The sequence below is a fragment of the Streptomyces sp. NPDC017246 genome, from assembly GCF_044331325.1.
Classification (GTDB): domain Bacteria; phylum Actinomycetota; class Actinomycetes; order Streptomycetales; family Streptomycetaceae; genus Streptomyces.
Genome location: NZ_JBIRMW010000022.1, coordinates 91,343 through 105,563, shown reverse-complemented (window position 1 = coordinate 105,563; position 14,221 = coordinate 91,343). Strand labels below are relative to the sequence as shown.

The window sequence follows — 14,221 nt, the reverse complement described above, 5'->3', positions numbered from 1 at the left end:
GCGCCCCCCCACGACCGCGGGGGGGCGGGTTCCGGTGTGGGGGTTGGATGCGCCGGTTGAACCCCGTAAGCTCCTACCCGGGTGGGGGGGGGGGGGCCCCCCCCCCCCCACCACCGGAAGGGGTGAATGCACGTAACTTTCCCACCCCGGTCGCGTTCTGTCGCGCTAAGCGTCAGATCGGTCACGGAGCGTCAGGCGACGGCCAGCTCCTGGCGCCGTTCCCGGCGTTCCGCCGCGCGGAGCGGGTCGAGCGAGGGCACCGCCGCGAGCAGCTGCCGGGTGTACGGGTCCGTGGGCGCGCCGTACACCTCCGCGACCGTGCCCTGCTCGACGATCCGGCCGCCCCGCATGACGGCGACGCGGTCGCTGACCTGCCGGACCACGGCGAGGTCGTGGGCGATGAAGACGAGGCCGAGGCCCAGTTCGGCCTGGAGTTCGGCGAGCAGCGCGGTCACCTGGGCCTGGGTGGTGACGTCGAGCGCGGAGACGGGTTCGTCGCAGACGATCAGCCGGGGCTCGGCGGCGAGCGCCCGGGCGATGCCGACGCGCTGGCGCTGGCCGCCGCTGAACTCGTGCGGGTAGGCCTCGTACCGGTCGGGTTCGAGCCCCACCCGGTCGAGCAGCTCCCGCACCCTCGCCCGGATCCGGGTCTCGTCGCGCTCCCCCGCCACCCGCAGCGGGTCGGCGATCGACTCACCGACGGAGCGGCGCGGGTTGAGGGAGGCGACCGGGTCCTGGAAGACCATCTGGAGCTCGCGGCGGTACGGGCGCAGTTCCCGTTCCGACAGGGAGCCGATGTCCGTGTCCCCGTAGCGGAGCAGGCCGCTCGTGGGGTCGAGGAGCCGCACCAGCATGCGGCCGAGGGTGGTCTTGCCGCTGCCGGACTCCCCGACCAGGCCGAGGGTCTCCCCGGCGTGGACGGTGAGCGAGGCTCCCTGGACGGCGACCGTCGACTTCTTCCCCCTCCCGAACTCCCGCCGCAGGTCGCGCGCCTCCAGCAGCACCTCTCCCCGCGCCGGGCCGTCCACGGACTCGCGGACCGGCCCGTCGAGCCGGGGCACGGCGGCGAGCAGCCTCCGCGTGTACGGCTCGACCGGCGTCCCCAGCACCCCGTCCACGGGACCGCGTTCGACCTCCCGGCCGGCGCGCATGACGAGCACCTCGTCGACGCTCTCGGCGGCCACGCCCACGTCGTGGGTGACCAGGAGCAGCGCGGTGCCGGTCTCGCGCCGCAGCTCGTGCAGCAGGTCGAGGATCTGGGCCTGCACGGTGACGTCGAGGGCGGTGGTCGGTTCGTCGGCGACCAGGAGGCGGGGCTCGCAGGCGAGGGCCATCGCGAGCAGGGCGCGCTGCCGCATGCCGCCGCTGAACTCGTGCGGGCGGGAGCGGGAGCGGCGTGCCGCGTCGGGGATGCCGACCCGGCCGAGGACCTCGACGGCGCGGGCGCGGGCGGCGCGGCGCGAGCCTCCGGCGTGGACGCGGTACACCTCGGCGATCTGGTCGCCGACGGCGTAGTAGGGGTCGAGCGCGGACAGCGGGTCCTGGAAGACCATGGCGGCGACTCCGCCGCGCAGTCGCCGCAGCTCGGCCGGTCCGGCGGCGCCGACGTCGATGCCGCCGACCCGTACGGTGCCGCCGACCTTCGCTCCCGTACCCCGGTGGAGGCCGAGGAGAGCGCCGGCGACGGTGGACTTGCCGCTGCCGGACTCGCCGACGAGCGCGAGGGCGCGGCCCTCCTCCAGGGTGAGGGAGAGGCCGTCGACGGCCTTCACCGGGTCGCCGGAGCGGGCGAACTCGACCGTGAGGTCAAGGACTTCGACGAGCGGGGTCACGTCAGGACCACCCTTCGGTCGGCGACGGCGTAGAGCAGGTCGGCGACGACGTTGGCGAGGACGACGAAGGTGCCGGTCACCATGACGACGCCCACCACCACGGGCAGGTCGATCTCGCGCACCCCGTCGATGAGGGTCTTGCCGAGGCCGGGGATGCCGAAGAGGGACTCGGTGAGGACGGCCCCGCCGAACATCGAGCCGAGGTCGACGGCGCTGACCGCGATCACCGGCGGGACGGCGCCGCGCAGCGCGTGGCGGGTGACGACGGACCGCTCCCCCACCCCGTAGGCGCGGAAGGTCCGGATGTGGTCCTCGGCGAGCGTCTCCAGGGTGGAACCGCGGGTGAGGCGGGCGTACTTGGCGGATTCGAAGAAGCCGAGGGTGAGCCAGGGAAGCAGCATGTTCCAGGCCCACTGCTCGGGGTCCTCGCCGAGCGGTACGTAGCTGGGGAAGGGCAGCCACTGGAGGTAGGCGCAGACGGCCATGAGGAGCAGCAGCCCGAGGATGAAGACGGGGGTGCCGGTTCCGGCGAGGGTGATCAGGGTCAGGATCCGCTCGGTGGGGCCGCCCCGGCGCAGCGCCGAGAGCAGTCCGGTGCCGACGCCGACGACGAGCCAGACGGCCATGGCGCCGAGGGTGAGCGAGGCCGTGGCGGGGAGCCGTTCCAGGACGAGCCGGGTGACCTGCTGGTCACTCTGGTACGAGAGGCCGAGGCAGGGCGCGTCGCAGTGCACGACGGAGGTGCCGGTCGAGTAGTCGCGGCCGGCGAAGACGCCCTGGAGGAAGTGCAGGTACTGGGTGAACATGCCGTCGTTCAGGCCGAGTTGTTCACGGACCTGGGCGATCTGCTGAGGGTTGCAGCGCTCGCCGCAGGCGAGCCGCGCGGGGTCGCCCGGCGCCAGGTAGAACAGCGCGTACACGAGGACCGAGAGCGCCAGCAGGACGAGCACGGCACCCGCGAGCCGCTTGAGGACGAAGCGGGTCATCGGGAGGCCTCCTTACGGGAGTCCCGACGGGACTCCTTACGGGTGCCCACGCCCAGCCGGCTCGCCTCGCGCGGGTCGAGGGCCGTGCGGACCGCGTCGCCGAGGACGGTGAAGGCGAGGACGGTGACGAAGAGCAGTCCCGCGGGCAGCAGGACGTACGAGGGGTCGGCCCGGAACCAGGTCTGCGCGGTCGACAGCATCTGCCCCCAGGACGGGGTCGGCGGGGTGACGCCCACCCCGAGGAAGGAGAGCGAGGCCTCGACGACGATGTTGGTGGGGACGAGGATCGCCGCGTAGGTGATGACGGGGGCGGCCAGGGAGGGCAGGAGTTCGCGGCGGGCGGTCCGCCACGGCCCGGAGCCCGCGAGCCGGGAGGCGGCGACGAAGTCGAGACTCTTCAGGGTGAGGGTCTGGGCGCGCACGATCCGGGAGGTCCCGGCCCAGCCGAGGAAGCCGATGACGAGGATCAGCAGCAGGGGCCGGGGGAAGCCGTGCGGGACGACGGCGGTCAGCGCGACGGCGAGGACCAGCATGGGGAGGGCGACGAGGACGTCGGTGACCCGGCCGAGGACGCCGTCGACCCAGCGGTTGCCGAGTCCGGCGGCGAGTCCGACGAGGACACCGATGAGGACCTGGACGGCGGTCGCGCCGACGGCGACGAGGAGCGAGATCCGGGCGCCGTAGAGGAGCCGGACGAACAGGTCGCGGCCGGTGCCGGGTTCGACGCCGAGCCAGTGGTCGGCGCTCGCCCCGCCGAAGGAGCCGTACGGGACGCCGCCGCGGGCCGAGTCGACGAGGTCGTCGTGGTAGGTGGTCGCGTCCTGGCCCTCCAGGGCGGCGAGCAGCGGTGCGGCGAGGGCGAGGAGGACGAGCAGGAGGAGGACGGCGGCGGAGACGAGGGCGGCGGGGCGGGTGCGGAGCCGTCGCCACACCTGCCGGGCGGCGCCCGTGGCGGGGATGCCCGCCACGGGCGCCGTCGTGTCGGTCAGGGCGGTCACTTGACCGAGACCTGCGAGATGTCGAGGACGCCGGTCCAGTCGCTGATCACGACGTTCTTGACGTTCTTGCCGACGAGCCGCTTGTAGACGGGGTGGAAGAGCGGCACGTCGAGCGCCTGCTCGCCGATCTTCTTGTCGAGGGCGCCCCAGCGGGCCGCGGCGGCCTTGAGGTCGGTCAGCTTGTTGATCTCGTCGATCTCCTTGTTGACCGCGGGGTCGTTCAGCTGCGCGTGGTTGTAGTTGGAGCCGTTGGCGACGATCTGGCGGCCGTCGAAGATCGGCGCGAGGAACGGGCCGCCGGCCGGCCAGTCGGCACCCCAGCGGGAGAGGAAGAAGCCGGGCGCGTCCTTGACGCTCCAGCGCTTCTCGTTGAAGGCGTTGGGCTCCTGGCCGTCGAGCTCGACGGTGATGCCGGCCTTGCCGAGCGCCTCCTGGACGGCGGTGGCGATCTCGGGGCTGGTGGCGCGGTTCTGGGCGGTGGAGTGCAGCAGGGTGACCTTGAGGCCGTCGGGGAAGCCGGCCTCCTTCAGGAGCTGCCTGGCCTTCTCCGGGTTGCCCGTCCGGCCGGCCGGGAAGTGGTCGTACGGCGCGAAGCCGAAGGACTTCTGCTCGGGCAGGAAGGTGGTGGCGGGCTCGGCGAGGGCGGAGCCGCCGGCGGCGTTGACGACGCTGGTGCGGTTGATCGCGTACGAGATCGCCTGGCGCACCTTCGGGTTGTCGAAGGGCTTCACCTTGGGGTTGAAGGCGATGTAGTTGGTGAAGCCGAAGTGGCCGGTGCCGACGCGGGCGGCGAGGGCCTTGTCGGAGCCGACCTGGGCGAGTTCGGCCGGGCCGAGGTTGGTGTCGGTGGTGACGGCGGCGGCGTCGACGCCGGAGGAGGTGGCGAGGCGCTGGTTGATGACGGCCTCGTCGAGGCCGGACCTGACGTCGATCCTGTCGGGGTAGGCCTTGCGCTCCTCGTCGGTCCCGGGGTCCCAGTGCTCGTTGCGTTCCAGGACGAGGCGTTCGCCGTCGTTCTCGTTCTTGACGACCTTGTACGGGCCGGAGGAGACGGGGTGCTCCTCGTACTTCGCGCCGTCGTCCTTGGCCTTGGGGACGGGGGTGAACTGGGTCTGGGTGGCGACGAAGGGGAACTCGCCCTCGGGCTTCCTCAGCTTGAAGACGATGGTCCTCGCGTCGGGCGTGACGATGGACGCGAGACCCTTCTTGTCCTTGTACGGGCCCTGGTACGTGTCGCCGCCGATCAGCCAGTCACGCAGGTACGGGGCTCCGCCGGAGAGTTCGGCGGCGAAGGAGCGCTCGATGCCGTACTTGACGTCGGCGCTGGTGATGGGCGTGCCGTCCTCGAACTTCAGGCCCTCCTTCAGCGTGTACGTCCACTCCGTGGCGTCCTTGTTGGGGCGGCCGGTGTCGGTGGCGAGATCGGGGACGACCTCGGTGCCGGCGGCGCCCGCCTCGCGGTTGCGGGTGGTGAGCGTACGGAAGACGAGGGAGGGGACGTTGCCGCCGCCGGAGGTGTAGAGGCGGGCGGGGTCGAAGTCGGTCTGGGCGTCGGCGTTGAGGACGGTGAGCGTGCCGCCCTTCCGCGGGGCGCCCGCGGCCTTGCCGGAGGTTCCGCCCTTGGCGCCGGTGTCCTCGGGTCCCGCGCAGGCGGCGGCGCCCGAGGCCAGGACGAGACTGACGGCGGCCGCTGCCACGCGGCGCGAAATGACGGACGATCGACGCATCGGAAAAGACCTCTCGGAGGACTGCGGTGGCGGGAAGGGAATTCCACGCAGGCAGCGGCGAGTGGCGGCATCCGTAGGGAATGGCCGTGCACGGAGAAGCAGAGGAGAAAGCCGCGCCTGCGGGGGTGCGAAACACCCGGGCGCGGAAATGCGTCGGCGGTACGGAAAAGAAAAGGCCGACGTGCGCTCGGGCAGGCGTCAGCTACAGAGAATGTCGGCGACGGAATGTCCGGCCACGCCGATGAGCGCCAGCTCGAAGGCGGCGCGATCGGAGGTGACATGACGGTTCGACATGCCGAGAAATATGAACGAACGCGCGAACGATGTCAACGCGGTTCGACGTTTTCCTGAGACACGGATCTCAGGATGTGATCACTCGGCGAACGGAGGCGCCGTCAACTGCCCGGGTACACCCAGGGGTTGGGGCGGCACTTGATTCCGTCGATGTTCAGGGACTTCGTCTGCTGCTGCATCACGGGCGCGAGCGCGCCGGGAGTGCCACAGATCACATGGCCGTGCCCCAGCCGGTGTCCGACCTCGTGATTGATGAGCATCTGGCGATAGGCGAACATCGCCTTGGGTCCGAAGGTCTCCGACCCCTGCGCCCAGCGGAATGCGTTGATCATCACGCGGTCCGTCTGGGCCGAGTCGCAGGAGACGTTCTCTTCGGTCGTGTCGAGTCCCGACTTCGCACACCACACTCCGGTGGTGCCGGGACTCGCGAGCGTGATGACGAACTCGGGTTCCCCGCTGGAGACCCGCTCGAAGGTCATCTCACCCTTGCCCGCCCAACTGCGCCGGTCGTTCAGGGTCTTGAAGACGGTCGCGGCGAACAGGTCGTGGTCGAGACCGAGCCCCTCCTCGACGTCGATCCGGTACCGGATCAGACGCCCCTTGCCGGGCGCCTTCTGGAAGCCGGGGACCGCCTTGAACTTCCCGGAGCCCCTGAGCTTCGGATCGATCGGGTACTGGCGGGCGATCAGCTGCTCGTACGTCGGCGGCGGCGGAGTGGTGGCGGGCGCCGGGCTCGACGGGGCCTCCCGCTCGTCGGAGCGGGAGGCGGAGGTGTCGTCCGCGGCCCGGTCTGCGGGCTGTTCCGCGGCGTGGGCGGCGGCCGGGGACTCGCCGCCCTCGGTGACCTGTCCGGCGACGACGAAGGCGAGGACGGTGGCGACGGCGGCGGCCGCGACACCGGTCAGGGTCCGGCCGAGACCGCTCCGGCCGCCCGGAGTGTCGCCCTCGGGCTCGCTCTCGCGACGCTGTCCGGGGATGAACGGCCCCTGGGGAGAGGCCTGTTCGGTCTCGTCGGTCCGGGGAGAACCGTGCCGGGGCCCGGGCCGGGTGCCGTACCGCTCGGGCCGGGGCGCGAGGCCCTCGTCGTGCTGCGGATGGCCGCCCCGTACGGGAGTCCCGTAGACGGGGACACCGTGCGCCGGGGTCCCGGGAGTGCCGTGCGCCGGGGTGTCGTAGGCCCCGCCGCCGAACCCGGAGGGACGGTACGAGGGGGTGCCGTGCGCGGGAGTCCCGTAGCCGGGGGTGCCGTGCGCGGGAGTCCCGTACAGCGGAGTGCCGTGGGCCGGGGTGCCCTGGGCGGCAGTCCCGTAGCCGGGTGCGCCGTGGACGGGGATCCCGTGCGCCGGGGTGCCGGCCGGGTCCTGGCCGTCGCCCCTGCGGCGGCGCCCCGTGCCGGGCGCACGCCCGGCCGGCGGCCCCTGCTGTGTCTGTGCCCCCGGGGCCCCCGGCGCCCCCGGTGTCTGTTTCGCTGCCGCCTGCGGCCCGGTGTCCGCCACCGAGGACGCGGAGCCCTTACGACTGTGCCGTCCCACGCCCCGGATCAGCTCCCACCGTGATCGACGATCAGGTCCCGGGCGGCCTGGGCGACCGTCTCGGGGTACTCCATCATCGCCACGTGCCCCGCGTCGGGAAGGGTCAGCAGGCGCGAGCCGCGGAAGGCGGCGGCGGCCCTCCTGGCCATCCGGTACGAGACGAGCCGGTCGCGCCCGCCGTACACGAGCAACGTCGGGGCGAGGACCCGTTCGGCCTGCCGCCAGAGCCCGTGCTGGCCGCCGAGCGTATACGCGTCGACGATGCCGCGCGAGGAGCGGGCCATGGCGTCCCAGAAGTAAGGGAGCTCCAGACGGCGCTCCATCTCCTCGACGGCGTGCCGCAGCCCCTCGTCGGAGACCCGGCCGGGGTCTCCGTAACAGAGCGAGAGGACACCGCGGACCCGCTGCTCGGCCGTCCAGTCCTTGCTGAGCTTCGCGAAGGCCGAGGCGACGCCCGGCACGGCGAGCAGCACCGTGGGCCAGGCCGTGCGCTGGGCGCGCAGCTCGGGGAGGGCCGGTGAGACGAGGGTGAGGGTGCGGACCAGGTCGGGCCTGGCCGCGGCGACCCGGGTGGCGACGGCGCCGCCCAGCGAGTTGCCGAAGAGATGGACCGGACCGCGCTCCGTGGAGTCGAGGAACCGGATGACGGCGCGGGCGTGCCCGGTGACCGAGTAGTTGCCGTCGTCGGGCGGCGGGGAGTCGCCGAAGCCGGGCAGGTCGACGGCCTCGCCGTCGACGAGGTCCGCGAGCAGCGGCATCAGGGCGGACCAGTTCTGCGAGGAACCGCCGAGGCCGTGGACGTACAGCGCGGGCGGCAGGCCGGGCTCGGCGCCCGGCCGGGAGCGCACGGTGAGGGTGAGCCCGGGCAGCGACACGGAGCGGAGCTCCTCGCCGTCGGCGACCCGTACGGCGCGGGTGGTGCGCGACGCCGGTGGCGCGGCGGCGGTCCGGGTTTCCGGCAGCTCGGTCGACGACATGGCCGCAATATTACGAGACGATCACGCGGCGACGCGTGTGGGTGCCGTCACAGGTGCGTGTGCGGCGAGGCGCGTGTGCTCCTAGGCTCGGAGAGAGGGCCATCGGAGACGACCGCGACCCGCATGCTCCGGAAGGAACCTCATGACTGTCGATCCGACCGAGCCGGACACATTCGCCGAGGAAGAGGACGTCGTGCTGGACCAGGAAATCCCGGAGGCCGACGCCGCCGAGCAGCACACCGAACTGCGGCAACGCGAGGACGAGCCGCTCACCCATGTCGAGCGCGACTCGGCGAACGAGGCCGACTCGTCCGAACAGGCCCGTGTGGTCACCCTGGACGAGGACGACTACCGCTGATTTGTTCGGTTTAATCTTGAATCGACTGTCGACCCGGACGTCCGGTCCGTGAAATTCTGCGTTCGCACCGCGCACAGCCGGGTTACCCAAAAGTACGATGGCGACGCGGGCGACAGCGCGCATGGATCGATTTTTGGGAGGCCGCGTGAGCGCCATCGAGCAGACAGAGGCAGCACGCCCTCGGGGCACGCGCCTGCCGCGACGTGCCCGACGGAACCAGCTCCTCGGCGCGGCCCAGGAGGTCTTCGTCGCCCAGGGGTACCACTCCGCCGCGATGGACGACATCGCCGAGCGCGCGGGAGTCAGCAAGCCGGTGCTCTACCAGCACTTCCCCGGGAAGCTGGAGCTGTACCTGGCCCTGCTCGACCAGCACTGCGAGTCCCTCCTGCTGGCGGTGCGCACGGCCCTGGCCTCCACCACGGACAACAAGCTCCGGGTCGCGGCCACGATGGACGCCTACTTCGCGTACGTCGAGGACGAGGGCGGCGCCTTCCGGCTCGTCTTCGAGTCCGACCTGACCAACGAGCCCGCCGTACGCGAGCGCGTGGACCGGGTCAGCCTCCAGTGCGCCGAGGCGATCTCCGACGTGATCGCCGAGGACACCGGCCTGTCCAAGGACGAGTCGATGCTGCTCGCCGTGGGTCTCGGCGGCGTCTCCCAGGTCGTCGCCCGCTACTGGCTGTCGAGCGGATCCGCCATCCCGCGCGACAAGGCCGTCGGCCTGCTGACCTCGCTCGCCTGGCGCGGCATCGCCGGCTTCCCGCTGCACGCGGTGGACGGCCAGCTGAGCGCCGAGGGCCACTGACCGGGGGTCCGTACCGGACCTACGGCGCGTGTTCGCTCCTGGCGTGCCGCCGCTGAGCCGTACGCGTCCCCTCACCGGGCTAATGTGTGCAGCGTACGGCGCGGGTAATCGCGCAACGCTGACCGTTCGGAGGGACATAGCCGTGGAGGTCAAGATCGGCGTGCAGCACGCACCCCGGGAGATCGTTCTGGAGAGCGGGCAGTCCGCCGAGGAGGTGGAGCGCGCCGTGGCCGACGCTCTGGCCGGCAAGGCGCAGCTGCTCAGCCTCTCGGACGAGAAGGGCCGCAAGGTCCTGATCCCGGCCGAGAAGATCGCGTACGTGGAGCTCGGCGAGCCTGCCGTTCGCCGCGTGGGTTTCGGCGCGCTCTGAGCCCAGGATCTACGGGAGAGGCCCGGTGGACCGTCTCGGTCCACCGGGCCTTTCGTATGCCCGTATGTCCACGTCAGGGCGTACGGGAGGATTGCGTTCCGCGGGCCTGGGGTAGGAGGGTCCTCGACCGCACCGCCCGCCCCGCACCCCTCGCGAGGTGATCCGCTTGTTCCTGGAAGCCCTCGGTTCAGCCCTGCTCGGTTTCGCCCTGGCCTGGGCCGCCGTGCACCGGCTGCCCGACCGCCTCCCCGTCCGGGTGCTCGTCCTCGCCACCGGCACGCTGGGCGGCGTCTTCGGCGCACTCGTCACCCACGGGGCGCTCGGCCCCGGTCACTTCCTCGCCACCCTGATCGGTGCGGTGGCGGTGGCGGCGGTGCTGCTCTCGCTGCTGATCCGGCCGGCCTCGCGACGACGGCTGCGGCGATCAGCGGCGGCGTGAACAGCGCCGCTCACCCCCTCCTCGTACGGAAGATCCTCAGGCGGCCAGGCCCAGCGCGGCCATGCGCTTGGTGTGCGCCTCGGTGATCCGGGAGAACATCCGGCCGACCTCCGCGAGGTCGAAGCCGTCCGCGACACCGCCGACCAGCATGGTCGACAGGGCGTCGCGCTCGGCGACCACACGCTGGGCCTGCGAGAGCGCCTCGCCCATCAGACGGCGCGCCCAGAGCGCGAGCCGGCCGCCGACCCGCGGGTCGGCGTCGATCGCCGCGCGGACCTTCTCCACGGCGAAGTTGCCGTGGCCGGTGTCGTCGAGCACCGAGAGGACGAGCCCGCGCGTGTCGGAGTCCAGACGGGCCGCGACCTCACGGTAGAAGTCACTGGCGATCGAGTCGCCGACGTACGCCTTGACCAGACCCTCCAGCCAGTCCGACGGCGCGGTCAGGCGGTGGAAGTCGTCGAGCGCCTTGGCGAAGGGCTCCATGGCCGCGGTCGGCTCGGCGTCGACGGCGGCCAGGCGGTCCCGCAGCCGCTCGAAGTGCTGGAACTCGGCCGAGGCCATCTTCGCCAGCTCCGCCTTGTCCGCGAGGGTCGGCGCCAGCTTGGCGTCCTCGGCGAGCCGCTCGAAGGCCGCGAGCTCTCCGTAGGCGAGGGCGCCGAGGAGGTCGATCACGGCGGCGCGGTACTGCGGCTCGGCGGAAGCCGTCGCCCAGTCCTTGGCGGCGATCCCGGTGGGCGTGGCGTTGTCAGGCGTCTCCATGGAGCGCACAATAGCCCGCTCGCGCACCCGGGGAAGGCGCTGGTCAGTCAGTGTGACCGTGCCCTCATCACCATTTCTCCCAACACACATGCGCGATTCCGGGGTACAGTGATAAGGCGCCTGCTGAGTATGCGGACATGTTTTCGCACGTTCGGACGTATTCGGTGGGCCGACTCATGAATGAGGATGCCCGGTCGGTGGCCCGATCGGCTCCGGCCCGACAGCCCTTCCGGCGGACCCGCGGAAGGGTCACCTCAGCGGTACGACGCTCGAGCGACGGCAGTGGTCCCGCGCCACCCGGCAGCGATCTTTCCGATCCCGCCGGCAGTTCCCGGCACGGTACGACCCCCTTCGTTCGCCTCGGACCGCGTCCACAGAAGAGGCAGCACCCTGACTACGACTTTCCGAGACCTCGGAATCCTTCCCGAGACGGCCGAAGCCCTTGAGGCCGTCGGCATCGTCACCCCCTTCCCCATCCAGGAGATGACCCTCCCGGTAGCCCTGACCGGCACCGATGTCATCGGCCAGGCCAAGACCGGCACGGGCAAGACCCTCGGTTTCGGTCTGCCGATCCTGGAGCGCGTCACCGTCCCCATGGACGTCGAGGCCGGCCGGGCGAAGCCCGAGCAGCTGACCGACACCCCGCAGGCGCTCGTCGTCGTCCCCACCCGCGAGCTGTGCCAGCAGGTCACCAACGACCTGCTCACCGCCGGCAAGGTGCGTAACGTCCGCGTGCTCGCCATCTACGGCGGCCGGGCGTACGAGCCCCAGGTCGAGGCGCTGAAGAAGGGCGTCGACGTCGTCGTCGGCACCCCCGGCCGTCTGCTCGACCTGGCCGGCCAGCGCAAGCTCGACCTGTCGCACGTGAAGGTCCTCGTCCTCGACGAGGCCGACGAGATGCTCGACCTGGGCTTCCTGCCCGACGTCGAGAAGATCATCAACATGCTTCCGGCGTCCCGCCAGACCATGCTGTTCTCGGCGACCATGCCGGGAGCGGTCATCGGCCTGGCCCGCCGCTACATGTCGCAGCCGACGCACATCCGCGCCACCTCGCCCGACGGCGAGGGCGTGACCGTCGCCAACATCAAGCAGCACGTCTACCGTGCGCACAACATGGACAAGCCGGAGATGGTCTCCCGCATCCTGCAGGCCAACGGCCGCGGGCTCGCGATGATCTTCTGCCGCACCAAGCGCACGGCGGCCGACATCGCCGAGCAGCTGGAGCGTCGCGGCTTCGCCTCCGGCGCGGTCCACGGCGACCTCGGCCAGGGCGCCCGCGAGCAGGCGCTGCGCGCCTTCCGCAACGGCAAGGTCGACGTGCTCGTCTGCACCGACGTCGCCGCGCGCGGCATCGACGTCGAGGGCGTCACCCACGTCATCAACTACCAGTCCCCCGAGGACGAGAAGACCTTCCTCCACCGTGTGGGCCGCACCGGCCGCGCGGGGAACAAGGGCACGGCGGTGACGCTGGTCGACTGGGACGACATCCCGCGCTGGCAGCTCATCAACAAGGCCCTGGAGCTGGACTTCCACGAGCCGGTCGAGACGTACTCCTCGTCCCCGCACCTCTTCGAGGAGCTGGACATCCCGGTGGGCACCAAGGGCATCCTGCCCCGCGCCGAGCGGACCCGTGCGGGTCTGGGCGCGGAGGAGCTGGAGGACCTGGGCGAGCCCGGCGGACGTCGTGGCCGCGGCCCGAAGACCGACAAGGTCGAGCGGACCGAGGAGCGCCCGGAGCGGACGCGGACCCCGCGTCAGCGCCGGCGTACCCGTGGCGGCGACGCCGAAGCCCCGGTGTCGGCGGCCCCGGCCGTCGAGACGGTGACGGACGAGGCACAGGCCGAGTCCGGCCCGCGCACCCCGCGCCGTCGTCGTCGCACCCGTGTCGGCGTCCCCGGCTCCGCGCCGGTCGCCCAGACGGCTCCGGTCGCCCAGACGGCGGCCCCGGTGGCCCAGGCCGCTCCGGTCGCCCAGGCGACCCGGGTCGTGGTCGAGGCCGCGCCCGCCCCCGTCGTCGCGGCGCCCGTCGTCGAGGCCCCGGTGGCCGAGCCGAAGGCCCCGCGCCGCCGTAGCCGTACCGCCGCCCGTCCGGAGGCCGTGAAGGCCGCGCCCGTCTCCCCGGCCCCCGCGGTCCAGGAGTCGGCTCCGGCGCCGCGTCGCCGCCGTGCCCGTATCCGTCCGGTCGAGGACGGCGTCTCGTTCCAGACGGTCGAGACCGCCGCCGCCGCCCTGCGTGCCGCGCCGGTCGCTCCGGTCGTCGAGGCCGCTCCGGCGCCCGTCGCCGAGGCCCCGGTCGAGGAGCCCAGGAAGGCCCCCCGCCGCCGGGCGCCCAGGAAGGCCGTCGCGGAGCCGGTCGCCGAGACCGTCGTCGCCGCTCCGGTGGTGGCCGAGCCGGTCGTGGCCGTCGCTCCGGTCGTGACCGAGCCGGTCGCGCCCGTCGCCGAGGCCCCGGCCACGGTCGAGGTTCCCGCGCCGCGTCGTCGCCGTGTGGTGCGCAAGGCCGCCGGTTCGCCGGTGACCTCCACCCCGGTCGTCGAGGCGATCGTCGAGCCGGCGCCCGCGCCGGTCGTCGAGGAGGAGCCCAAGAAGCCCGCGCGTCGCCGTGTGGTCCGCAAGGCCGCCGGTTCGCCGGCGACCTCCACCTCGGCCGAGACCGTGATCGTCACGGCGCCCGTCGCCGCCGCCCCGGTCGTCGAGGCCGCGCCGGCCCCGGTCGTCGAGGCCCCGGTCTCCGAGGTCCCGGTCGAGGAGCCCAAGAAGGCTCCCCGCCGCCGGGCGGCCAAGAAGGCCGTCGCGGAGCCGGTCGCCGAGACCGTCGAGGCTCCGGCCGCCGAGGAGGCCCCGAAGGCTCCCCGTCGCCGCGCGGCCAAGAAGACGGTCGCCGCCGAGGCCCCCGACGCCTCGGAGCCGAAGACGCCGACGCGTCGCCGTACGACGAAGAAGGCCGCCGCCGAGCCGGTCGCCGAGGCCGCCGAGGCCGAGGCCCCGAAGGCCCCGCGCCGTCGCACCACCAAGAAGGCGGCGGCTCAGCCGGAGAGCTGATCCCGTCCCCCTCACGACCGCGGCCCGACCCCTCCCCGGGGCCGGGCCGCGGTCGTGTCGTCGACCGGTGCGGACGGCCCCGCGGGGAGCGCCCGAGCCGCC

13 protein-coding genes are annotated in these 14,221 nt (G+C 72.6%); 5 read left to right on the top strand and 8 right to left on the bottom strand.

Translation table 11 applies throughout. The features are described from left to right. Positions 1-191 precede the first annotated feature (191 nt). The 7 genes from ACH4MY_RS35250 to ACH4MY_RS35220 form a co-directional block, all read right to left on the bottom strand. Complete coding sequence (locus ACH4MY_RS35250; protein ID WP_398008504.1) at positions 192-1,832, bottom strand: dipeptide ABC transporter ATP-binding protein; 1,641 nt, start codon at positions 1,830-1,832, stop codon at positions 192-194. Next, positions 1,829-2,818 (bottom strand): ABC transporter permease, encoded by a 990-nt coding sequence (locus ACH4MY_RS35245; protein ID WP_398008502.1) that lies wholly within the window; start codon positions 2,816-2,818, stop codon positions 1,829-1,831. Before ACH4MY_RS35245 ends, ACH4MY_RS35250 begins: the two co-directional genes overlap by 4 nt. Continuing rightward, entirely contained in the window at positions 2,815-3,816 is a 1,002-nt protein-coding gene (locus ACH4MY_RS35240) for an ABC transporter permease (RefSeq protein ID WP_398008500.1), read from the bottom strand. The genes ACH4MY_RS35245 and ACH4MY_RS35240 overlap by 4 nt, the downstream gene beginning before the upstream one ends. Further along, complete coding sequence (locus ACH4MY_RS35235; RefSeq protein ID WP_398008498.1) at positions 3,813-5,543, bottom strand: ABC transporter substrate-binding protein; 1,731 nt, start codon at positions 5,541-5,543, stop codon at positions 3,813-3,815. Before ACH4MY_RS35235 ends, ACH4MY_RS35240 begins: the two co-directional genes overlap by 4 nt. A 198-nt stretch (positions 5,544-5,741) precedes the next feature. Continuing rightward, positions 5,742-5,837, bottom strand: coding sequence for an Ms4533A family Cys-rich leader peptide (locus tag ACH4MY_RS35230; RefSeq protein WP_398008496.1), 96 nt, complete (start codon positions 5,835-5,837; stop codon positions 5,742-5,744). 101 nt (positions 5,838-5,938) lie between these two features. Then, positions 5,939-7,369, bottom strand: coding sequence for a DUF3152 domain-containing protein (locus ACH4MY_RS35225; RefSeq protein WP_398008494.1), 1,431 nt, complete (start codon positions 7,367-7,369; stop codon positions 5,939-5,941). 8 nt (positions 7,370-7,377) lie between these two features. Then, positions 7,378-8,346, bottom strand: a complete 969-nt coding sequence (locus ACH4MY_RS35220; protein WP_398008492.1) for an alpha/beta fold hydrolase — start codon at positions 8,344-8,346, stop codon at positions 7,378-7,380. A 142-nt stretch (positions 8,347-8,488) separates the two neighbouring features. Between ACH4MY_RS35220 and ACH4MY_RS35215 the strand changes: the two genes are divergently transcribed. From ACH4MY_RS35215 to ACH4MY_RS35200, 4 genes are all read left to right on the top strand, one after another. Further along, on the top strand, positions 8,489-8,704 hold the full coding sequence (locus tag ACH4MY_RS35215) for a hypothetical protein (protein WP_398008491.1): 216 nt from the start codon (positions 8,489-8,491) through the stop codon (positions 8,702-8,704). 145 nt (positions 8,705-8,849) lie between these two features. After that, a complete protein-coding gene (locus ACH4MY_RS35210) occupies positions 8,850-9,509 on the top strand; it encodes a TetR/AcrR family transcriptional regulator (RefSeq protein ID WP_030320731.1) in 660 nt (219 codons plus the stop codon). 142 nt (positions 9,510-9,651) lie between these two features. After that, a complete protein-coding gene (locus tag ACH4MY_RS35205; protein ID WP_015036001.1) occupies positions 9,652-9,879 on the top strand; it encodes a DUF3107 domain-containing protein in 228 nt (75 codons plus the stop codon). Between the two features lie 166 nt (positions 9,880-10,045). Then, a complete protein-coding gene (locus tag ACH4MY_RS35200) occupies positions 10,046-10,318 on the top strand; it encodes a hypothetical protein (protein WP_398008488.1) in 273 nt (90 codons plus the stop codon). A gap of 36 nt (positions 10,319-10,354) precedes the next feature. On the opposite strand, the gene ACH4MY_RS35195 is transcribed toward ACH4MY_RS35200, so the two are convergent. Beyond that, positions 10,355-11,077 carry a ferritin-like fold-containing protein gene (locus tag ACH4MY_RS35195; protein WP_398008486.1) on the bottom strand — a complete coding sequence of 241 codons (723 nt, stop codon included), beginning with the start codon at positions 11,075-11,077 and terminating at the stop codon, positions 10,355-10,357. A gap of 483 nt (positions 11,078-11,560) precedes the next feature. On the opposite strand from ACH4MY_RS35195, the gene ACH4MY_RS35190 reads away from it, so the two are divergent. After that, a complete protein-coding gene (locus ACH4MY_RS35190) occupies positions 11,561-14,119 on the top strand; it encodes a DEAD/DEAH box helicase (RefSeq protein WP_398008484.1) in 2,559 nt (852 codons plus the stop codon). The last annotated feature ends 102 nt before the right edge of the window (positions 14,120-14,221 follow it).